We start from the raw sequence: 21,836 nt of genomic DNA, 5'->3' as shown, positions 1-21,836 counted from the left end.
AAGTTATTATAAATTTATCAGTGAAAAATAAAACACTTAAAAATCAATTAGTTAAGTGTTTATGGGACAATCAAAGAAAAGCTGCCATTTATACGATAGGTGCTCTATGGATAATAAAGAAGTCAAACTTCCCTTTCGACCTCGGGCAAGATTGCTACAGCTATTAGGAGATCAGCTAATCGGTTCTTCACGCTTGGCTGTTTTTGAGCTAGTAAAGAACGCGTATGATGCTGATGCAGAAGAGGTAACGGTTACACTAGCCAATCTTGATTCAGATACACCCAGTATAGTTGTTTACGATAATGGCGATGGAATGTCATTAGAAACGATATGCAATATCTGGTTAGTCCCTGCGCATGATCACCGAGAACTGCAACGGAACTCTTTGAAGAGAACACGTTTACAACGATTGCCTCTCGGTGAAAAAGGGCTTGGTCGCTTCGCTGTACACAAGTTAGGTGATTATATAGAGTTAGTTACGCGGGCCCATGATAATTTAGAGTGCATCGTGACCATCGACTGGGATGATATAGTTCATAAACCATTTTTATCTGATGCTCCAGTGACTGTAACGACTCGCAAACCTATAATTTTCACAGAAGATAAAACAGGCACGCAAATAACGATAAAAAAATTACGTGAGTCAACGTGGACACGAGGAGAAGTTCGACGATTACTACGACAAATAACATCCATTTCATCTCCTTTCAGCAATCGATCCGATACATTTAAAACAATATTAAAAGTGCCTGAGCATTCTGATTGGGTTGATGGAGTCCCCGATGTTGACATTCTATTGAAAAGAGCACCATGGTTTTTCGAGTTTACCTTCCATAATGGAGTTTTTAATTGGAATTATTCATTCAATGGTGTTCCTGGAATAAAGTTAAATAAACGAGAACATTTTGGTATAAATGAAAAGTTATTATTACCACCGGATCGCCGTGAAATTAGCGATGACTTACAAAAGCTAACAAAACCCAAAAGAATTACAGCTGATGAAAAAACATCTGAAGGCATTGGTCCAGTTGAAGGGGCATTTTATGCATTCGACCGTGATCGAGATATAATTTCAAAATTCGCTGATAGTCAGTTAATTCAAAATTTTCTAGATGAAAATGGCGGAGTAAGAGTATATAGAGATAGTATTCGTGTTTACAACTATGGCGAGCCTGGCGATGATTGGTTAGGTCTTGATCTTCGTCGAGTAAATACCCCTGGAAGAAATTTAAGTAGAAACATAATAATAGGTGCTGTAGATCTTAAGCTTGAGTCAAGCAATCAGTTAAAAGAAAAAACAAATCGTGAAGGATTTGTAGAGAATGATTCATATGAGAGATTACAAAAAATAGTTCTAGGTGCATTATCAATCTTTGAGATAGAACGTAAGCTAGACAAGGATAATATAAAAAAAATAACAAACAGTGGCAAAAATCCAGAAAATGATAATATAACAAAACCGTTAGATGCGTTAAGAAAGGCAGCAAAGAAACATAATTTGTCTTCTGAGCTAGATCCATTAATAAGTAAAGCTGAAAAGAACTATAATGAAATGCGTGACACAATGTTGCGCGCTGGGCTGTCTGGAATGGGATTGGCAATAGTTTTTCATGAAATTGAACAAGGCGTACGAGTATTATACAGCGCAATTGAAGCTGGAGGTAATGGAAAATCCTTACAGCAGCAAGCTCATGAATTAGTTCGTATATTAGATGGTTTTTCTGAGTTACTTCGTAAAGGTGAAAGACAAAGTAATAGCATAAAACATTTGGTAAAAAGGGCTCGAGATATAAATAAAGTTCGTTTTAGATTCCATAATGTCACTCTAAATTGTCCTGCATTGGAGGATAATGCCGACGATTTCAAAAGTGTATTTTCATTTGGATTATTACTTGGCACTTTAAATAATCTACTCGACAATGCCTTCTATTGGCTTCAGGTTAGGTGGCCCGATAATGATCATGAACAAAAAATTTATCTTAATATAGAGCCTGATTTTCATGGTGGCCCAGCAATAATTATCGCTGATAATGGACCTGGCTTCCAAGATGATCCTGAAAGATTAACCCACCCGTTCTTTAGTCGTCGTCCAGATGGCATGGGTGTCGGATTATACTATGCCAATATGGTAATGGAATTAAACGGTGGGAGACTAATTTTCCCTACTGCAGAAGATGCTAACATTCCTGAAGGCTTTGACGGTGCAATAATTGCTTTAGTTTTTGGAAAAGGAGAAGAACTTTGATTTTTACCCCCCCACGTTTCATTGTCTTAGATGATACAAAAGAGCATCTATCGGCGATTACGGATGCTTTTCAAAAATTAGGTTCACCTTGTCTAGGAGTTCATTTTGAAGCATCTGCAACATTAGATAAGAATCTCTTCCAAGGAGTAAGAGCGTTGTTTATTGATCTACATTTATTGGGTGGTCAAGCATCTACCGATCAGCGTCAAAATTATGGAATTATATGTGGAATCCTTGAAGATAATATTAACCCTGACGGAGGGCCATATATATTAGTTCTATGGACTGAATATCCTGAATATTGCGAACAGCTAAAAGAATATATAGAAAGAATAGAATCACATGCAAAGCCACTTGCTGTCATTAGTTTGTCTAAAATAGACTTTATCAATACAGAAGATGGTATAGCAAATAACCCAGAAAAACTCCGTACATCGGTACGAGAAGCTGTGTATTCAAACCCGCAATTAGCTGCAATGTTAGAGTGGGAAGCAGGGGTTTTAAATGCTGCAAGTGCAACTTTGTGTTCCTTATTAAATCTGATACCAAACAAAGACAAGAATGGTAGTAGTTACTCAGAAAATATAGATGTATTGTTAAGCCGCCTTGCACAAGAAGCTGTAGGTAAAAATAACATATCAAATGATCATAGAGCTGCTGTAAACAACGCTCTTTCTCCAATATTATTCGATAGGATAATGAATCAAAAGAAAACTGAAGGTTCAGATGATTTGTGGGCTCATGCTATAACAAAATATAATGGACGTTTATCAAGCGCTACGCAAGAAGAAGCTGGATTAATAAATAAAATGCTTCACTTCGCTGATCCTGAATATGAAAATATCAGACCAACTGATTGGGGTGCTGTTGTAAGCTGGCCATTTGGGAATCAGCCAGATGATATAATAAGAATCCTAGGTATAACTTTAAAAGAGTTCATATGCAACGAGTTGAAAATGCGTAGCTCAGCAATTGATGTCTGTAAATTATTGTTAATTAGAGTGGGTGCTGTTTGCGATCATGCCCAAAGTAACTCAGGAAGGATTACATATTTAGTTGCTGTTGAGATTCCAACTCATGCGGACAGATGCGTAGATAGCAGTGGCAAAGAAATTAAAGCATCCGATTCGATATGGAAATCTCCAGTTTATAAAAACAAAGATTCTGATGTTATTTCAAATATATATGTTCACATACGTTTTCCGATAACAACAACAAAAAATGAATGTAATAATTGGAATGCAATATATAGAGTGAGAGAACAGTTATTAATGAGTCTTCTATCTACCTCAAGTAATTATATGTCTAGACCAGGAATATTGCAGTTGCCCGTTTACTAAAATCATCGAGCTTCTTTCATACAAAAAGAAGCTTGATTAAATTCTTTCCAACCAGTTATTCAACTCTTTTATTCCTCCTATTTTTTCCTTAACTTTATTGGCTATGTCAATTGCTGATATCACTACTACTGGGTGATTATCGTTAATCAACTCCTCATAAGCTTGTTTATCAATATATGAAGTAGTGACAATTATTCCGAATTGGCGATGTCTTAATCTTGATATTAAGCGAGAAACAGCTTGCACTCCAACACCTGAATTCAATTTATAACATTTAGCCTCCAATGCAAACTCAACGTCAATAGATCCTGCATCCAGTCCTAGCCTATAAGTTCCAATAGCATCTCTTCCGCCATCTCTCCATTGCCTAGTTATTTCCCAGCGATGTATATTTGGCATGAAGAATCTCGCGATCTCCATTGCACACTTTTCAAAGTCATATGGATTACTTTTATAATATGAGTAAATGCAATTAATATATGCTATTAAATCATTTGACGTAGGTATTTGCTGGGCCTTAGTTCTTGCTTGCTTGGATAATTTAGTTCTGAGGGGTGTTAATTTACGACTATTAACCCAATCAAGCCAAGGTTTAGGAGCATATATTGAATTAACCGCATTACCAAGTTGTATATCTTTTATCCATTGTCTAGTGATTTTTGGAATATCTAAAATTGTAAAGATTGCTCTGTAGTTTTGAAATCTATTCCCTTCCTCACTCTTTCTCCACACAGCGATCAAATCATCATCAGGGCTTAGGCCAATAGCCCCGGGAACTGCAAGCCCTAGGAATACAACATCTCGATAAACACCACTATTTGAAAATACAAAAATAGGCGGAAAATGGACGCTTGATTTATTCGAACTAGCCTCGTTAAATAGATTTTTAAGAATTAAATTACCTTGTCTGTTAGTTTTATGGATATCTCCCGGTTTTCTATTGTCTCCATAATAGATAAAGGTTCCATTCTCTTTATCTATCATATCAGGCCAGCTAGAATCTGATAAGTTTGTTTTTAAAACCAATAGTTTTAAAGTATCTACATTTGGTCGTTTCCCTAAATGTCTGAAACCAGCACCATTATCAACAGATAATAGTTGTGGTAAGGGATCATCTGATGCGTTGCCATTTCTCGAACCACCATATGTTTCATCGACATATAAATCTGCTAAATGTAGATCAGAAAAAATCATTATATATCACCACTATCGCTCTGTTTTAAATTTATCCATTTAAATATTGAAGTCATAACATCAGAACAAACACCATTGCCACATAACTTGACTTTATTACGTCTACTCCCAAAAGGGAGTATATGTTCCTTACCTCCCCCCATAGCCAACAGTAACTCGTCCGGTTGAAGCATCCTAATGAATGGCTCGTCATTTTCCCAGGTAACTAAGCCAAAGCGATCTATTGTTGTTATGGTCCTCAATGGTACATCTAATGATTGCCATCCACCGGCATAATCTGAACCATAATAAACTATTATAAAAGGAACGTTCTTACCTAGTTCAGAAATTGCTCGTTCAGCTCGTTCTATTGTCGCCTTAGCTCGCTTAGGAATGTATAGTTTATTTTTCTTATAATTGGCCTTCCAGTTTATTACATCCATAGCTATTTTTTTATTAGGTGAGAATTTTTTTAATAATTCCTCCTGCGTTACAGTTGAGCCTTTTCTATCGCAAATAAGAAACATTCTTTTACGTGCCTGTGGCGATCCAAAATCGGAGGAATTAAGCAATAAATCACTAACTTTATATCCTAGTCCCTCGATAGTTTTTACTAATTCATCGTGTCGATTCCATTTTTTCATCCTGTTAACATTTTCAACAATGACCCAACGGGCATCCATAGCTTTTATCCACGGCACTATACCTAAAGCTGTTTCTCGACTACTTTCTGAGCCTTCTTTAGCCCCCTTGGCTATAGAATGTGCTGTACACTCCGGTGAAGTTAGCAAGACATCAGGTTTGTATTTTCTGCCAAGGTTATCAACATCGACATCCTCTATGAAACTTGTAATGATGTCAGCGCCAGGAAAATTGGCTTTATAAGTTTGAGTGGCTAGCTCCCAAGCATCAAGGCCCAGTAGAGGTTGGCCTCCTCCTCTAACAGCACCACGCGCACCAAATCCGCCACCACAGAACAAATCAACAAAAGTTACCATAATTAAACTTCTTTTGAGAAAGCATATGGTTGAAGATTACCAGGCATTTGGTCGGTTTGCTAGCTTCATATGGAACTCCCAGGCTACGATTCAACCTTGCTCGATTGTTTTGAACACAGCTGGTAAGCAGCTGAAATGCCTCCGACTCCATAGATATAGCCTGTCCTCACAACAATGCCTTATCGAAAGCCTCCGCGAATAAGCTCGCTGTCCGGCAGCAGGTTGTCGAAAAAGTTATACACTGCGTCACCGCGAAACGGCTCTGGTTGTAACGGCAGGGATAACGATATGGCGCGTGCACCGGCTTGTTCTAGCCACTCTTCCTGATACACAAACGACATCGCGCCGCCCGCATGCTTTTCCAGCGTCCCAACAACAGTGCCATTCAGCGCCACACGTAGCTTTTCCATGCTCACCACTCCTGATCCCAGGTTTTGGGATCGACCGGCTTGCCGCGCGGGGTAACCTGCAGCTCCAAGTCCAGCGCAGCAAGCAGTTTGAACAATGTCTCCAGCCGGGTACCGTCCGGGTTGTTTTCAAAGGCAGAAACCGTCGCCTGCTTTAACCCAATGCTGTCAGCGGTTTTGCTTTGGCTTTGGTTACGCTTTTTACGCTCGTTGCGTAATGCATGCGCCAACATCTTTGCCGAGGTGATTTTCATTTTATCCTCCCAAGCGGATGAAACGAGTATTATCCCCTATAGCGGATAAAGCAAATATTATCCTCTATAGGGGTAAAAATGACACCGGAGGGCAACAAAGCAAAAATTCCTGAGTGGCTAACTCATCTCATCACGCAGCCCGTTTAAAGCTAGTTTGGTTTCAACACGATGCCTTCACCTTTTTTCCATACGGAAAATCCGGCTCTGTATGAGTTCAGCGGCGTCTTAACCAGAACGGTGTACCCTTCACCGGCGATAAAATTAAACTCGCCAATGCCAGGGACACATTTCCCGGCTTCCAACGCCAGCGGGCTGTAGGCATATGATTTTTCGTAAACGTAGTCATCACCACCCTGTTTCCAGATGGCTATCTTCAAAATAGATTCATTTCTTACTATTTCGTTATCATCAAAAAAGACGCAGACTTTGCCGTCTACAACCTTGCTTTGCGCTGGGTATAAGTTGAACCTATCCCCCATAGGGCAGCCAGAGAGAAAAACAGGCAAAAGAAGTGATAAATATTTACTCATAACGGCAGCCCTGCGCTTCTGATTATTGGTTAAGAATTTAGCAGTGAGCTTTTGCCAACAATCCCCCTGCAATTTCTTTTGGCAGAGTGAAGACGGCATTCATGCCAATAATCCGTCATTATCGATGCCTCGCCTTCCATGCAATGGTGGCCTGACAGTACCTTCACCCGCTAATAATTCGCATCATCACATTAAAACCTAATTCGGTTTCAACATGACTTCCTGCCCTTTTTTCCACACGATAAATCTGGCTTCATAGGGATGCAAAGGTGTACTAACAAGGACGCTGTACCCTTCACCAGGGATAAAATCATACTCATCGACTCCAGGAACACACTTCCCGGGTTTCAACGCTACCGGGGTGTTGGCATATGATTTTTCATAGACATAATGATCATTTCCATACCTCCATATGCCTACTTTTAGAATGGATTCTTCTCTTACCATGTCATTTGTATCGACAAAAACGCAGACCTTCTTACCGACGATAGTCGCTTGTGCCGGGTGTAAGTTAACCTTATCCCCCATCGGGCAACCAGAGATCAAAAGGGGAAGAAGGAGTAAGAAAATTTTTCTCATAGCGGCAGCCCTGCGCTTCTGATTATCGGTTGAAATTTTGACAATGTACTTCTGTCGACTATCCCTGCGTAATTCCTACCATATAAGCTGATGAAGTCTCTAACGCCAAACTTCTTGAGGTAGAAATAGTCTGCAATTATCGATGCTTGCTGCTCCATACCATAGCGGCTCAACAAGGGTTTATCGAGCCGATATTGATAACTCACCGTCCAGCTTAGGAGCCCACGAGTGCGCACCCACATACCTCTTTGGTACTGCCATACGTACGCCATTTCATGAATAAACAAATGCTGTGTCGAAGGTAACGTTTCGTTCGCATAGTCGCTGCGATATAAAGCCTTGCGAAAGTACAACTCTCCGTTAGGGCTCATCGCGGTAAGCGGGTTCTGCAACCCAAACGGCAGATAGCTGTCGCAGTGAACGAACACTTTCTCATAGAAAACCGAGCTGCCGAACACCGAGCGGGCCAGGTTAACCTCGCCTGGCGTTAGCGCCCGTTTTATTCCTTCCCGTTGTTGCTCCATCCTGGAACTCCATGATCCGAAAGAAGCCTATAAAACGCGGTTTTAACCTTCAAGGTCAATCGGATAGCACTTAGGAAGTTATCAGGAAGATCCTGTTTTTACTGAAGTGAGAAGCGCATCAACCCGTGGCTGACAATTGAAAGGAGACTGACGGGGCCAAACCCCAGGCACAAAAAAACCACCTTTCGGTGGCTTCTTGTTCGCGCTGTACTAATGGTGCCGAAGGCCGGACTCAAATCACCAATCAATGCACTGAAAAATATAATATTATTAAAAACAAAGCAAGATTATGCCCCCTTTTGTGCCCCCAGTATAAATTTCGTGAAACGCTGGAGGATTAGACTATTGCTCTGAAAACAGCATAAAATTCAACCATACAAAGAACTCGGTTAGGTTCCGTGTCACGAACCCAAACCAAAAATCTTGTTACGCATAAATTTACCGTCGCCATTTTCTGATCGCAGCATTCATTTCTTGGACTTACAGCCAAAAAAAGATTTATAGAAAAACTGTTCACCCTATACACATTTTTATTTTATCCTTTTATTTCAATGAATTGATGGGTGTATAGCGACCTTCGCAGTGTACACCCCTGTTCACCCACAGGGTGAACAGTCTGAATCGTAGGCACAAAAAAACCGGCCTGAGCCGGTTTGGGGAGCGCTTGTCGTTATGATATTGGCCGTTCAGCGGCCGATAGGATGCCCTGGTGTTGCTGCGTGTATTAAAGTCACTGCCACTATAGGCGGCGTAGCGATTGAGCGTCCAATGGGTTCGGCAGATCAATCATGGCCTATTGATCGGCCTGGCCGATCGATGTGTAATTGCATCTGACTTGACTACCCGTTTGCATTTTACTTGGCAATTGTTTGCAAATTACTTGACCATCACCAACAAGATCTGACCGTACGCATTCGATGGTGAAAGAGTTTCGTCTGAATCTTTGCTGTGTGCCAGGAGCGGAAGTTAACCGTTTTAGAAATCATGCTAATTAGCATAAAATCTCTCAACTGATGGGATCTGGGGCAGCAGAAATAAATGACTACAAGGCAGTATGCGCAAAAATCAATCTTCGATCTGGAGGCAATTTTCGAGCGGTCACGCAACAACGCTAGTGAACTTGAAGTGCTGTTGAACGAGCTGACCTTCCGCAACACTGCCAAGGCCCGAACGTTGACAACTAAAATCGAGCAAGCCCGAACTGCACTTAGCGGTCACTGCGTGGTCTCAATGTCGGGTTCCAGTCCATCAGCGCGTCATCCTGGCTCAGCGTCCACGCAATCCTCCCAAGTTTCGTCCCGGGATGCGCCAGCAACGGTAGTGCAACAGCGACCAAAGGCTAATCCAGCTCCTGTCGTGCAACAGCAATTCGGCGAAGACCAGATCGACCTAGGTCCACCCCCCTCTTTCTCTCCAACAGGTAAGTCGAATGATGCACCCGCGATTCTGGCAGCATGGACAGCCCTCGAAGCACTATCGCCTCAAGGTTATAAACGCCCAGAGGATATGGCAACCGGCGACCGCTCCAGGGTTGCTCTATTGGAGCGAGGTGTTCCATGGGGACCAAATGCCCGCAGCAAGCCCAGTTATAAGCTTTATTTCGAGGTCGTCCTCGGCTCCATCGCTCTCGACAAGGCGACGGACGAGCTGGTCAAGGTTTTTGGCGAGGATGAGGAGCGTTCACGCCCGGACGGTAAGAAAGCGGCCATCGGCTCGATCCTGATCGACAAAGAAGGCTATGTGCTTGAGGACAAAGGCGTTGCCGTTTCCAGTTTTGCCTGGGCACTCAAGCCGGCTCTCGATCTGAAGCTTGGGAGCTTAGGGAATTGGCCGAATGTTGAGCCGCGCATTATCGAGCATCTGGATCGAATAGTTCGCCGCCACAACGAGGATGGAGAAGCCATACCGATCGATTTGGATGTCGTTCTTAACGCTTATAAATGGCTTGTGTCTCAGTTCGGTGTACCCGAGCATTTGGTTGAGCCACCCACATTCGCGATTAAGGTGTTTCATCATTTCAAAGCCAAGACGCCGCCTGAACCTTCGTTACTGAATTCTTTCTATCTTGAAGATCTCGGTGAAGCAACTAAATTGCTCGAGACGGGCAAAGCCGGAACCGGTTTGCGCCGCTACATGGGAATTGGCAGGCCTGACCAGAAAATCGACGTGCTATCGCCCATTTCCGCAGTTGAGCCGTTCGTCGCACCGTCGCTCATGCCGCAGGCTCGTTGGCCTTCGAAAGGCGGCTATCCATTGGTACTGCTTCAACAGGCTGCCGTGAATGCGGCGCGTGCTGAGCTGAATGATGCTCCAGGTATCATCGGTGTCAATGGGCCACCGGGTACTGGAAAGACCACTCTTCTGCGAGATATTGTCGTTGGGTGCATTCTTGATCGGGCCACGGCGATGTGCGGCTTCAATAAACCGCAGGATGCCTTTTCCACAACAGGCGAGAAGCTGGCATTCGGTTCCAATGCATTCCTGCACTTCTACAAGTTACATGCATCCTTGAGGGGCCATGAGATCGTCGTAGCCTCCTCCAATAACAAAGCGGTCGAAAACGTCAGTAAAGAGCTTCCTCTCAAGGAAGCCAATGGTCGCCATGAACAGATCGCCTACTTCCGGTCCATCAGCGACCTGATTGCGAATCCCAAACGCGCCGGCTATTTCAAAGCCGAGGCCGAGGCCGAGGGGGACATCCCCTCCGACCCTGTCGAAACCTGGGGATTGATCGCCGCGGCTCTCGGCAAGAGCAGCAACCGAGGCGCGTTCCAGCAAAGTTTCTGGTGGAATGAAGACGGTGGTTTCCTTACCTACCTGAAAGCAGCTCGCGGCTTAAACGTCTTGCGTGAGATCAAGGACGAACAAACTGGCGAAATCATCGATCGCGTGATGCCCAGCGTGGTCGTCAATGAGCGGCCCAGCACCAACGAAGTGGACGCTTTAGCGGCCTGGCGGAAAGCGCGAACCGTTTTCCTTAAACTCAAGGAGACGGTAGACGCTGAAATCGCCAGCATCGAAGAAATGCGACGGGATATCCAGGCGCTCAAGGGAGCGACCACCGAACTTCAAAGTGTGGAACAGCGTCGTCCGAGTCTGAATGAAGCCGTCGAAGAGGCACACCAGACTGCTGAATCCTGCCAACGGGAGCATGAGAAGGCAAAATCGCAGATCGAGCAGGATAAGATCATGCTCGACAGCCATCTTGCTGGCCGTCCAGGTTTCTTCTCCCGTTTGTTCGCGACTGCGGCCTGGAAGTCGTGGAGATCGACACTGCAGAAGCTCTCGGCGACCTTACAGCAATCAGTCTTACGGGCGCAGGAGACAGACGGTGCCCTGGAGCTTGCAAGGACTGAGTGGAGCAATACTGAGTCCCAGTTACAGCAACTCGACCAGGAAATTTCCAGCAAATGTCAGGCTGTCTCGAAATTGAAGGCAACCGAGGCAAAGGCACGAAACCGCATGGGTGACAGGATCGTTGATGAGAGATTCTTCGAGCGCGAGCACGAGGCTATCCACCTGACTGCGCCATGGCTTCCCGATGAGGTTCATCGTCTGCGGGAGGATCTTTTCGCCGCTGCCCTGACTGTGCATAAAACGTTCATCGATGCTTCGGCCAGCCGCTTGCAACACAATCTTGGGCTATTGATGTCGGGCATGGTGGCTGGTGCCTTCCAGTCTTCCGCTCACCGTGAACTTCTCCCTGATCTTTGGTCGAGCCTTTTCATGGTGGTGCCGACTGTGTCCACAACGTTTGCCTCTGTACGGACGATGTTCGGAGATCTGCCACCAGAGAGTATTGGCTGGCTTCTGATTGATGAAGCGGGCCAGGCCGTTCCTCAAGCGGCAGTTGGAGCAATCATGCGGGCAAAACGCTCCATCGTGGTGGGCGACCCGTTGCAAATCCCACCTGTGGTATCGCTACCCGAGAAGCTGAACGCCGAAATCTGCAAGTTCTTCAACATTGACCAGATCGAATGGTCTGCCCCCGCCGCATCTACGCAGACCCTTGCTGATCAGGCATCGCGCTTCAAATCCACCTTCGTCATGGATGTAGGTGATCGAGAAGTCGGGCTGCCACTGCTCGTTCACAGGCGTTGCCAGAACCCAATGTTCGATGTTTCTAACTCCATCGCCTATGCCGGGCAGATGGTCCATGCTGTCGGGCCTAAAAAACCTGGATCTATCGGCTCGGCTTTGGGGAGATCTCACTGGGTGGATATCAATGGCGATGCTGAGACGAAGTGGTGCCCCGACGAGGGCGAAGCGGTTGTACGAATGCTCAAAGAGCTGGCAGCAACGGGCATTACAAATCCGGACGTATTTATCATTACACCATTCAAGATCATAGAGCAGAACATGCGTCGGCGTCTCGACAGTGAAACTGATCTGCTGCGGGCGTTCGGCGTAAAGTTGGATGAGTGGTGCCGTGATCGTGTTGGCACGATCCACACGTTCCAGGGCCGAGAGGCAGACACGGTCATCCTGTTGCTGGGTGCGCCGAAAGCTAGCCAGCAAAGGGCGCGTCAGTGGGCAGCGAGCCCACCAAATATAATCAATGTAGCCGTCTCGCGCGCCAAGCAAAACCTGTATATTGTCGGCTCGGCTGCTGCATGGGCAGGGGCGGGAACTAGTCTGCAGGTCCTGCATCGGCAATTGGCGCAATCAGCCTGACAATCTCCGAGGTGGCCCTCATTATTGAGGGCGCATCGCGAACAATCTGCAACCTACTTCAGTATCGGACCGGTTGCTACATCTCAAAAACTGACATTGCTCACATAATAATCTAGTAGTCATTACCCACCGCCCATCCTAGCTTGATAATTCGTACAGCACCCGTTATATCCACACTGAGGAATAACCTCTGACAAGGCTAATGAGTACGATTATGGGGCTTAAACCTGGTCCAAAACCAATTGCAAAATCAACAGGAAAACCCGATCAACGCAGACGTGATAATAAGGATACACCCGGCAATACCCCAGGACTGAAACCAAGCAAATCAACTGGGAAGTAATCGTTCAAGGGTATGGAGAATTCATCTATACCCTTATCTCGTCAAATCTGTCAGATTTAGCCCGTTTAGTGCCAGAAGCGGACGTCATATACGCTACGGCACGTTAGGTCAGATATCTAAAAGCACATAGTCCACTTAGGTGAGAGATTTACAGTAAAACTCCTTGCTTGATCTATTGCTGTTCCAATGACTAGAAATCGGAAATGTCGTTTGCTCTCAACCCAAGCCACTTTTCGAGATATCTAAGCAGCGTTAGCAGGGCCTCTTCATGCTCAGGGAACTGGGCGGGATTAATCGCATCACACTTAGCCTTCGCCACATCAATGCCAATAAAGTCGTCAATTGTCTCTTTATTGAAACTGTTGTGCTGCGTGGAGACGCGATCACCGTAAGTATGGCTCGTACCTCGGCTCATCAGGCGTGTGACCATGGTTACGAAGCCTTGGTTGGTTTGAATGGCTTTCCTCACCCACTCTCGAGGTTCGTCCATTGAATCTGTATAGTTTTTCCAGCGATAGAGCAGTGATATGAGATCCGGTTCAGCAATCAGCGCATCGCCGTCTGCTGCGCGGATCCTTATCAACCGCAACCATTCAGCTTTCATTGCGACAACGGTGTTGAGATCTAACGCTGGCTCGAAGGCTCCACTCTCACCCTCATTCCGATCGGTGGGATCGCTGAGATGGATCAGGATTGAGGCAACGGATAGCGCTTCAGTTTTACGGAGTGCTTCAAGAGCTAAACCGCCTCGAATATCCTCAGAAATTCGCTTCAAGTACCAACTTGTCGCTCGCCATGCTGCTACATATAACGAGTCGAAAGAGCCGCTGTTCGTGCCTGCGAGTTTTTCAGCAATTCTGAACATTCCTGGGAGCAGAACAACAGCGTTCTCGGTTGGTAATCGGTCGACGGATTCATCGAGCCTCGCAACGAGCGAATTCAGCAGCCCGTCAGCTTCGACGGCTGTGATTTCAGCAAAGAGCTCGTCATCTGTCGCTGTTGCATTGAGAAAATCAACGAAACGGCGCTCAGATATTTCTCCAACCGACGTCTGCAGTTCAAAGTAACGTGGGAAGTAGCGCGAAGTGCATACTCGTTTCTCCGTCAACCACCGGCGATGGAAGCCGTCTGCATAGTTCGTCCCCCCATACGCCCATTCGAGGGGAGGAAATAAGTCTTTAAGCGCTTCACAAATGATATTGCGGCGCTCTTCTGAGACGATCTCCAGAAGTTCCTTAGCTACTGTTTGGTCCACCTCCCGTCGGCCATCACGGAAGAAGCGCCCTTCCTGGAGAACCAATCCTCTCTCACGGAACAGAGCATCGTGGAGGTCAGGTTCGAAGACCCTGAGTGTTTCCAAAAGCAGGAAATCTACAATGTTCACCTCGAACACATCGCCGACCACATGCAGTGGCATGTGTACAGCAATGGAAGAGATGAGACGACGTGCATCACGCATGTTGCGAAGGAGGGGCTGGATGCAGCCAATACAAGCGTTACCCCAGCGTCTCTGAGAAAACCCGTTGGCCTCAGTCGCGTATGGGCCCGCTATTTCAGAGAGTTCTTCCTCGAACATACGATGCACGAAAGATGTCGGTACGGCCGGTAAATCAAAGCTAGCCTGCACGACCTTTTCAAGGAAGGCTCGGCCGTCATTGTCAGCAACCGGATCTAGTGCTCGTTCTACTATACTGGGCTGGAACAGGAGCACAAAAACAATATTAGGTAGATTAGCATTCGCCTTTACCTGCCGAAGCAACATCCTGATCTGCTCAGGTTCGAGCCGGTCAATGTCGTCGACGAAGACAACCAGCGGCCGGTCAAGTTCGCGAAGACGAGCCTCAAGCGCTGTGCGTACCTTGTCGAGAGACTCGCCGCTATGGTCTCGCCCGAGATAAGATAGCACGCGTCCGAGAAGAGGTACTCCGACCGAGAGAAAAGCAAGAACAGCTGCAACCTTTGCAACTGTCGGAAGGTCATATCCAATAGCCGACGCGATCGCTATAACCGAGGCGTTTGTGAGAACTGTCGATATTAGAAGGCCTGAACTCCCTGCCTCTTTAAGAGGCTTACTAACCCCTGTAAGGATCGCTCCGTAACGTCGCAGTGCTTGGGCACGGTCGAGTGCTGCCTTCGAATGCTCGCCTCCCAAACGATCTGCTATCTGGCCAAATAGAGCGCGGGCGATTGAGTCACCGTCTCCCCATTGCCATGGGTTAAAGTCGAGCCAGTCCGCTCCACTGCTCTTAGCATCGAGCCGTTCGGTGATTAGGTTTTTCAGTGATGATTTGCCGAAGCCCCATCCCCCACGAATAGCGAACACTCGGCCTTCGCGCAAACTAAGCTCCGAAAGCACGTCGGCTATACGAGCCGCGAATCCAGCCCTTCTAAGGCGATCTTCGGATGCTGCCCGAATCGGAGCCTCAGCCCCAATCCCTCCGTCTGGCCTTTCGTTCCTTATCACGTCAGCATTGGGCTTCGCGCAACGACGAGCGCGCCATGTCGCCAGACGAAAAAATAGCTTACTCATCGCACACCATCCCCTAAGAACGCATGTACCAATTCAAATTGCCCTTTTGCTAGAAGCTTCATTGGTTAAATTTTGTTTACGCTAGCTAACTAAAGAGAGCTCGCAGCTACAATTGCGGGACAGTATAGCGGTTTTGGCTTTTCAACGTGTAATGGAGCTCGGGCAACTAAATGAACTATAGGGCAGGATCGTCTACCGGGGCGGGGTCAGTCCAGACTGAGCGGAACAATGTGTTCTTCTTTCATCTTCATACCACGATGGGAATAGCGTACGCCTTCTATTTCTTTCCGCTTTGCAGGTATGCGCCAGCAAGCTTTATCAAAATCGAACTCACCCCAGCGAGTAAAACGCATCTCACTAGAACGCACAGAGGTGAGTAAGGAAAGCTCTACTGCAGTACGCGTCATCATACGACCACGATAAGCGGCAAGACGGTCAAAAAACTCAGGAAGGCGCTGTGGGGGTAATGCTGGATAGTGCCGGGCTTTGGCCGTTGCCAATGCCCAGCCATGTCGCTGATCAATACAACAGGGAGCAGGTCAGGCTGCGGTGGCCCCACCGCCCGAATATTCCGTGACATAGAGCCAGGTGCTGTCGCTAAGCTGTTACGAACTCACCAGCCTGGTCTCTGCCAGCTCATCCCCATCAGCATTGAGCACCACAAAGCCAATAACAACGTTCAGCAAGACAGTAGTCAGGGCATAATGAAATCACTTAATAACCGTTTTCAACGGCATATTTGACGTCTATCCAATACTGCTCCATGAGGTCGCCCGCATAGGGCGGATCTTTACATCATATTCCCCATGCCAATATTGATATCTGCTATCACTACATGATTAATATTAATTATAAATCCACCGCCCAGCCCTCGCCGATTCCACCAGCATTTGAATCGTCAGAGGTTTCGGTTCTACATCAGGCACCTTTTGAGATTTAGTACGCAGAAAATTAGGCCACAACCCTTTCTCATAGGGCCAATACGTCAGGAAATTAAAGTCACGGCTATCCACTTTAAACCGCTCAAAATAATCCTGCATAATCTCATCCCCAGTCTCCCGTGCCCAAGGATATTTACCGGTAGAAAGGCTGGTTTCCAACGTTAGAACGGGCTTGCTCTTGGCAAAGAGTGGCTTGGTATTATAGGTGCTTTCATACCATTCCAGCACCGCCTCTTCTATTGAGTCCTTCACCATAGCTTGTCACCCTCCCTCGCTATCAAGTTGAAGTTGCGAGTGGCTTTCCATGCAATCTGCATAACATCATTCATAATGAAAACAATCCCAAGAATAGGGATCCAACGGCCGACAAAAGCGCCAAGATTATTCACATAAGAGAACTTCAAACGTTTGATGCTCTCGGTCGTCAAAGTAGGCCATCGCGACACACGAATTTTTAACCATCCCCTAAGGTTTTCACTCAAAATGGAGGTCCCCTTGGTTGTTTTGGCTGGCTTTCCCCTCGTGTTTTGTGTCGGCTGCCCTAAAATAATCAAGGCGAGGACTGCGATGTCTTTAACACCAAGCTGTTTTTGAGCCTCTTCCAAAAAGATAAAGAAAAATAACTCTCCAGCGGTAAGGTTGAACATCCCTTTGTAAAAGTAAGTATTGCCCAGCTCTTCAACAGTATCCATGTTGTTAATGCCTCCTGCACACAGTGTAACCATACCTTATCTGGTGAATTAATGTTCGTCCAGCGTCAAGATCCCACAGTATTCAAATAGAAACATCAGCATCTGTAGGCGGGAGTTTGTTGGGGACGAGTGGGAAGTAAGAAGGGACTAACATCGCAGAAAAACAGCGGCAACACCAAACCCCAGGCACAAAAAAACCACCTTTCGGTGGCTTCTTGTTCGCGCTGTACTAATGGTGCCGAAGGCCGGACTCGAACCGGCACGTATCTCTACGGTTGATTTTGAATCAACTGCGTCTACCGATTTCGCCACTTCGGCACTGAAGTAGTATGCGGAAAACGGGTGCATTATACCTTCCAGCGATCCGCGCGCAACACTTATCCGTTGTTCAATGAGTTAAGTGTTGAAAAAAGCGCCGACCGGGCCGCGTCGGGCGCTTTGCCCGCGCTGCGCCTGGCCCAATATCGCTACCGGCCCCAAATTCGCCCCTCAGCCCGCGCTGCGCGCCCAAACGAAAAAAGGCGCAGCCCAACGGCCGCGCCTTTCAACCATGCCCTGCTGCCCCGTTACCGGCGTTTCAGCAGCATATATACGCTGATCAGCAGGAACAGCATGCTCGGCAGCAGCGCGCCCAGCACCGGCGGCATGTTGTACACCAGGCTCAGCGGGCCGAAGATCTGGTCCAGCACGTAGAACAGGAAGCCGAAGCTGATGCCGGTCACCACGCGGATGCCCATCGGCACGCTGCGCAGCGGGCCGAAGATGAACGACAGCGCCATCAGCATCATCACCGCCACGGAAAGCGGCGAGAAGATTTTGCTCCACATGTTCAGCTGGTAGCGGTTGGCTTCCTGGCCGCTCTGCTTCAGGTACTTCACGTAGTTGTGCAGCCCGCTGATGGAAAGCGAGGTCGGATCCAGCGCCACCACGCCCAGCTTGTCCGGGGTCAGGTTGGTTTTCCATTCGCCGGTCAGCGTCTGGGTGCCGGTCACCTGTTTTTCGTTGGTCAGGTCGGAGGTATCCACCTGCGAAAGCTTCCACACCCCGTCTTCAAAGCTGGCGGTGGCGGCGTAGCGCACCGTCTCCAGCCTGCGCTGGTCGTTGAAGTGGTAGATGTTCACGCCGGAAAGCTCTTTCTCGCCGGAGACGCGCTCGATGTAGATGAAGTCGTTGCCGTCCTTCGCCCACAGCCCGCTCTTGGTGGAAAGCAGCGAACCGCCGTACATCTGCTGCGCGCGGTAGTTGCGCGCCATCTGGTCGCCCTGCGGCGCCACCCACTCGCCGATCGCCATGGTCAGCAACACCAGCGGAATGGCGGTTTTCATCACCGAGCCGGCGATCTGCATGCGGGTAAAGCCGGAGGCCTGCATCACCACCAGTTCGCTGCGCGTCGCCAACTGGCCCAGGCCGAGCAGCGCGCCCAGCAGCGCCGCCATCGGGAAGAAGGTCTCGATGTCTTTCGGCACGCTCAGCAGGGTAAACATGCCGGCGCCCAGCGCGGAGTAATCGCCCTGGCCCACCTTGCGCAGCTGGTCAACGAACTTGATGATGCCGGACAACGACACCAGCATGAACAGCGTCATGATGATGGTGTTGAAAATCGTTTTGCCGATATAACGGTCCAGTACGCCAAACATCAGGCCGCTCCTCTCAGGCGTGCGCGCAGCTTGCGCATCGGCACGGTATCCCACAGGTTCAGCGCCAGCGCGATGACGAAGTAAACGGCGTTAACCGTCCACAGCCAGATCATCGGGTCCAGCTTGCCCTTGCCGGCGTTGGAGCGCAGCGAGGTCTGCAGCAGGAAGAAAATCAAATACAGCAGGATGGCCGGCAGCATGCTCAGCACGCGGCCCTGGCGCGGGTTCACCACGCTGAGCGGCACCACCAGCAGCGCCATCAGCACCACCGAAAGCACCAGCGTCAGGCGCCAGTGGAACTCGGCGCGGGCGTCCGGATCCTCGGATGCCCACAGCGTCTGCATCGACATCTGCTCGGCCTCGGAGTTGTCCACCGCCACCGTGCGGTGGCCCACCACCGCCTTGTAGTCTTTGAAGTCGGTAATGCGGAAGTCGCGCAGCAGCGCGGTGCCCTCGAAGCGGGTGCCCTTGTCGAGCGTCACCACCTGCGAGCCGTCTTTCTGCTGAATGATGTTGCCGTGCTCGGCCACCACCACCGAAGGGCGCTGGTTGCCGTTCGGCCGCAGCTGCGCCAGGAACACGTCATTGAAGGTGCTGCCCTTCACGTTGCCGATGAACAGCACCGCGTTGCCGTCCTGCGAAGGCTTGAACTGCCCTTCCGCCAGCCCGGCGATGCTCGGGTTGGCCTTCGCTTCGCTCACCACCACGTCCTGATAGCGCGAGGCCATCGGCCCGGCCCAAAACACGTTCACCGCGGCGACCGCGGAGGTGAGCAGCGCCAGTATCATGGCGGCGATAATCAGGGTGCGTTTGCCCAGCCCGCAGGCGTGCATAACGGTGATTTCGCTTTCGGTATACAACCGCCCAAGCGTCATCAACAAGCCGAGAAACAGGCTTAAAGGCAGGATTAGCTGCGCCATCTTCGGCACACCCAATGCGAGCAGAGAAAGTACTAAGTTTGTCGGGACATCGCCGTCCACCGCGTCGCCTAACACCCTGACCAGATTCTGACAAAAGAAGATCAGAAGCAGGATGAACAGGATGGCGATTTGGCTCTTTAGCGTTTCCCGTACCAGATATCTTATGATGATCACGCTTATTACGCCTGTGAAAACTTGTCTTTTTGCAGGAAAATCGATAGTTTCATCGCTAATCCGCCATTTATTCTCATCATATGGCAACCTTCACAGCTAAAATAGTATTACAACATCTAGCGTTTGGGTGTCCTATAGGAACTTGCTTATAGTCGCCAAAACAGAGCAATTTACGCCGTTCAGGTTAACATAGTTGGTTAACTCAAATGGCGGGAGATCGTTACGGAGTTGGTCATTCTAGCCGTAGCTTCCGCCTTTGTCTTTAAGATTCAGGAGAGTGCATGGAGTTCAGTGTAAAAAGCGGTAGCCCGGAAAAACAGCGCAGCGCCTGTATTGTAGTCGGTGTTTTCGAGCCGCGCCGCCTGTCACCTATCGCAGAACAACTCGACAAAATCAGTGATGGTTATATCAGCGCATTGCTGCGCCGTGGCGAACTGGAAGGCAAAGTCGGGCAGACGTTACTGCTGCACCATGTGCCTAACATTCTCTCCGAGCGCATCCTGTTGATCGGCTGTGGCAAAGAGCGCGAGCTCGATGAACGCCAGTACAAACAGGTGATTCAGAAAACCATCAATACCCTCAACGACACCGGCTCCATGGAAGCGGTCTGCTTCCTCACCGAGCTGCACGTGAAAGGCCGCAACACCTACTGGAAGGTGCGTCAGGCGGTGGAAACCGCCAAAGAGACGCTCTACACCTTCGATCAGCTGAAAAGCAACAAGGTCGAGCCGCGCCGCCCGCTGCGCAAAATGGTGTTCAACGTGCCGACCCGCCGCGAGCTCACCAGCGGCGAACGCGCCATCCAGCACGGCCTGGCGGTGGCTTCCGGCATCAAGGCGGCCAAAGATCTCGGCAACATGCCGCCGAACATCTGCAACGCCGGTTACCTGGCCTCGCAGGCGCGCCAGCTGGCGGATGCCTTCAGCACCAACATCACCACCCGCGTCATCGGCGAACAGCAGATGAAAGAGCTGGGGATGAACGCCTACCTGGCGGTTGGCGCAGGTTCGCAGAACGAATCATTGATGTCAGTGATGGAATATAAGGGCAACCCGAACCCGGACGCTAAGCCGATCGTGCTGGTGGGTAAAGGCCTGACCTTCGATTCCGGCGGCATCTCGATCAAGCCGGCCGAAGGCATGGACGAGATGAAGTACGACATGTGCGGCGCCGCGACGGTGTACGGCGTGATGCGCGTGGTGGCGGAGCTGAACCTGCCGCTGAACGTGATCGGCGTGCTGGCCGGCTGTGAAAACATGCCGGGCGGCCGCGCCTATCGCCCGGGCGACGTGCTGACCACCATGTCCGGCCAGACCGTCGAGGTGCTGAACACCGACGCCGAAGGCCGCCTGGTGCTGTGCGACACCCTGACCTACGTCGAGCGCTTCGATCCGGAGCTGGTGATCGACATCGCCACCCTGACCGGCGCCTGCGTGATCGCCCTGGGCCACCACATCACCGGCCTGATGTCGAACCACAACCCGCTGGCGCACGAGCTGATCGGCGCCTCCGAGCAGGCCGGCGACCGCGCGTGGCGCCTGCCGATGGCCGACGAGTACTACGAGCAGCTGGACTCCAACTTCGCCGATATGGCGAACATCGGCGGCCGTCCGGGCGGGGCTATCACCGCAGCCTGCTTCCTGTCGCGTTTCACCCGCAAGTACAGCTGGGCGCACCTGGACATCGCCGGCACCGCCTGGCGCTCCGGCAAGGCCAAAGGCGCCACCGGCCGCCCGGTCGCGCTGCTGTCTCAATTCTTATTGAACAGGGCCGGACTCAACGGCGACGATTAAATACCCTTCATCTTTCAAGCCGCAGCGTTGTTGGCCGCATTTAGTTACATGGCCCATCCATGGGCCATGCCCCGTAAGGGGC

Annotated in this window: 16 protein-coding genes, 1 tRNA gene and 1 pseudogene; 4 read left to right on the top strand and 14 right to left on the bottom strand. The window is 48.8% G+C overall.

Features of this window, described 5'->3' with window-relative positions:
• Positions 1–106: 106 nt before the first annotated feature.
• Together CKW09_RS02970 and CKW09_RS24435 are read left to right on the top strand one after the other, a co-directional pair.
• Entirely contained in the window at positions 107–2,245 is a 2,139-nt protein-coding gene (locus tag CKW09_RS02970; protein WP_095095567.1) for an ATP-binding protein, read from the top strand.
• Positions 2,242–3,585: a hypothetical protein gene (locus tag CKW09_RS24435; protein ID WP_145957239.1), complete on the top strand. Its 1,344-nt coding sequence runs from the start codon at positions 2,242–2,244 to the stop codon at positions 3,583–3,585. The genes CKW09_RS02970 and CKW09_RS24435 overlap by 4 nt, the downstream gene beginning before the upstream one ends.
• A 36-nt stretch (positions 3,586–3,621) precedes the next feature.
• On the opposite strand, the gene CKW09_RS02965 is transcribed toward CKW09_RS24435, so the two are convergent.
• From CKW09_RS02965 to CKW09_RS02935, 7 genes are all read right to left on the bottom strand, one after another.
• Positions 3,622–4,779, bottom strand: a complete 1,158-nt coding sequence (locus CKW09_RS02965; protein WP_095095564.1) for a restriction endonuclease — start codon at positions 4,777–4,779, stop codon at positions 3,622–3,624.
• A complete protein-coding gene (locus CKW09_RS02960; protein ID WP_095095561.1) occupies positions 4,779–5,756 on the bottom strand; it encodes a DNA cytosine methyltransferase in 978 nt (325 codons plus the stop codon). Before CKW09_RS02960 ends, CKW09_RS02965 begins: the two co-directional genes overlap by 1 nt.
• A 179-nt stretch (positions 5,757–5,935) precedes the next feature.
• Positions 5,936–6,166: a HipA N-terminal domain-containing protein gene (locus tag CKW09_RS02955; RefSeq protein WP_231922114.1), complete on the bottom strand. Its 231-nt coding sequence runs from the start codon at positions 6,164–6,166 to the stop codon at positions 5,936–5,938.
• A gap of 2 nt (positions 6,167–6,168) precedes the next feature.
• Complete coding sequence (locus CKW09_RS02950; RefSeq protein WP_004953056.1) at positions 6,169–6,417, bottom strand: helix-turn-helix domain-containing protein; 249 nt, start codon at positions 6,415–6,417, stop codon at positions 6,169–6,171.
• A 149-nt stretch (positions 6,418–6,566) separates the two neighbouring features.
• Entirely contained in the window at positions 6,567–6,947 is a 381-nt protein-coding gene (locus CKW09_RS02945; protein WP_095099992.1) for a putative T6SS immunity periplasmic lipoprotein, read from the bottom strand.
• A 198-nt stretch (positions 6,948–7,145) separates the two neighbouring features.
• Positions 7,146–7,526, bottom strand: coding sequence for a putative T6SS immunity periplasmic lipoprotein (locus tag CKW09_RS02940; RefSeq protein WP_095095558.1), 381 nt, complete (start codon positions 7,524–7,526; stop codon positions 7,146–7,148).
• A complete protein-coding gene (locus CKW09_RS02935) occupies positions 7,523–8,050 on the bottom strand; it encodes a type IV secretion protein Rhs (protein WP_095095555.1) in 528 nt (175 codons plus the stop codon). The genes CKW09_RS02940 and CKW09_RS02935 overlap by 4 nt, the downstream gene beginning before the upstream one ends.
• Positions 8,051–9,088: 1,038 nt before the next feature.
• Here CKW09_RS02935 and CKW09_RS02930 point away from each other — a divergent pair.
• Entirely contained in the window at positions 9,089–12,724 is a 3,636-nt protein-coding gene (locus CKW09_RS02930; protein WP_095095552.1) for a DEAD/DEAH box helicase, read from the top strand.
• Between the two features lie 533 nt (positions 12,725–13,257).
• Here the strand turns inward: CKW09_RS02930 and CKW09_RS02925 are convergent.
• From CKW09_RS02925 to lptF, 7 genes and pseudogenes are all read right to left on the bottom strand, one after another.
• On the bottom strand, positions 13,258–15,597 hold the full coding sequence (locus tag CKW09_RS02925) for a KAP family P-loop NTPase fold protein (protein WP_095095549.1): 2,340 nt from the start codon (positions 15,595–15,597) through the stop codon (positions 13,258–13,260).
• A 215-nt stretch (positions 15,598–15,812) separates the two neighbouring features.
• Positions 15,813–16,100: pseudogene (locus CKW09_RS02920) on the bottom strand (tyrosine-type recombinase/integrase); the annotation flags it as partial.
• Between the two features lie 342 nt (positions 16,101–16,442).
• Positions 16,443–16,793: a DUF1493 family protein gene (locus CKW09_RS02915; protein WP_095095547.1), complete on the bottom strand. Its 351-nt coding sequence runs from the start codon at positions 16,791–16,793 to the stop codon at positions 16,443–16,445.
• Entirely contained in the window at positions 16,787–17,230 is a 444-nt protein-coding gene (locus CKW09_RS02910; RefSeq protein ID WP_095095544.1) for an STM2901 family protein, read from the bottom strand. Before CKW09_RS02910 ends, CKW09_RS02915 begins: the two co-directional genes overlap by 7 nt.
• Positions 17,231–17,463: 233 nt before the next feature.
• Positions 17,464–17,548: transfer RNA gene (locus tag CKW09_RS02905), tRNA-Leu, on the bottom strand.
• 248 nt (positions 17,549–17,796) lie between these two features.
• Entirely contained in the window at positions 17,797–18,867 is a 1,071-nt protein-coding gene (gene lptG / locus CKW09_RS02900; RefSeq protein WP_095095541.1) for an LPS export ABC transporter permease LptG, read from the bottom strand.
• Complete coding sequence (gene lptF / locus CKW09_RS02895) at positions 18,867–19,961, bottom strand: LPS export ABC transporter permease LptF (RefSeq protein WP_061800568.1); 1,095 nt, start codon at positions 19,959–19,961, stop codon at positions 18,867–18,869. The genes lptG and lptF overlap by 1 nt, the downstream gene beginning before the upstream one ends.
• 281 nt (positions 19,962–20,242) lie before the next feature.
• Between lptF and pepA the strand changes: the two genes are divergently transcribed.
• Positions 20,243–21,754 carry a leucyl aminopeptidase gene (gene pepA / locus CKW09_RS02890; protein ID WP_061800569.1) on the top strand — a complete coding sequence of 504 codons (1,512 nt, stop codon included), beginning with the start codon at positions 20,243–20,245 and terminating at the stop codon, positions 21,752–21,754.
• Positions 21,755–21,836: the final 82 nt, after the last annotated feature.

The organism is Serratia ficaria (assembly GCF_900187015.1).
Taxonomy (GTDB): domain Bacteria; phylum Pseudomonadota; class Gammaproteobacteria; order Enterobacterales; family Enterobacteriaceae; genus Serratia; species Serratia ficaria.
This window is presented reverse-complemented; position numbering and strand designations above follow the sequence as displayed.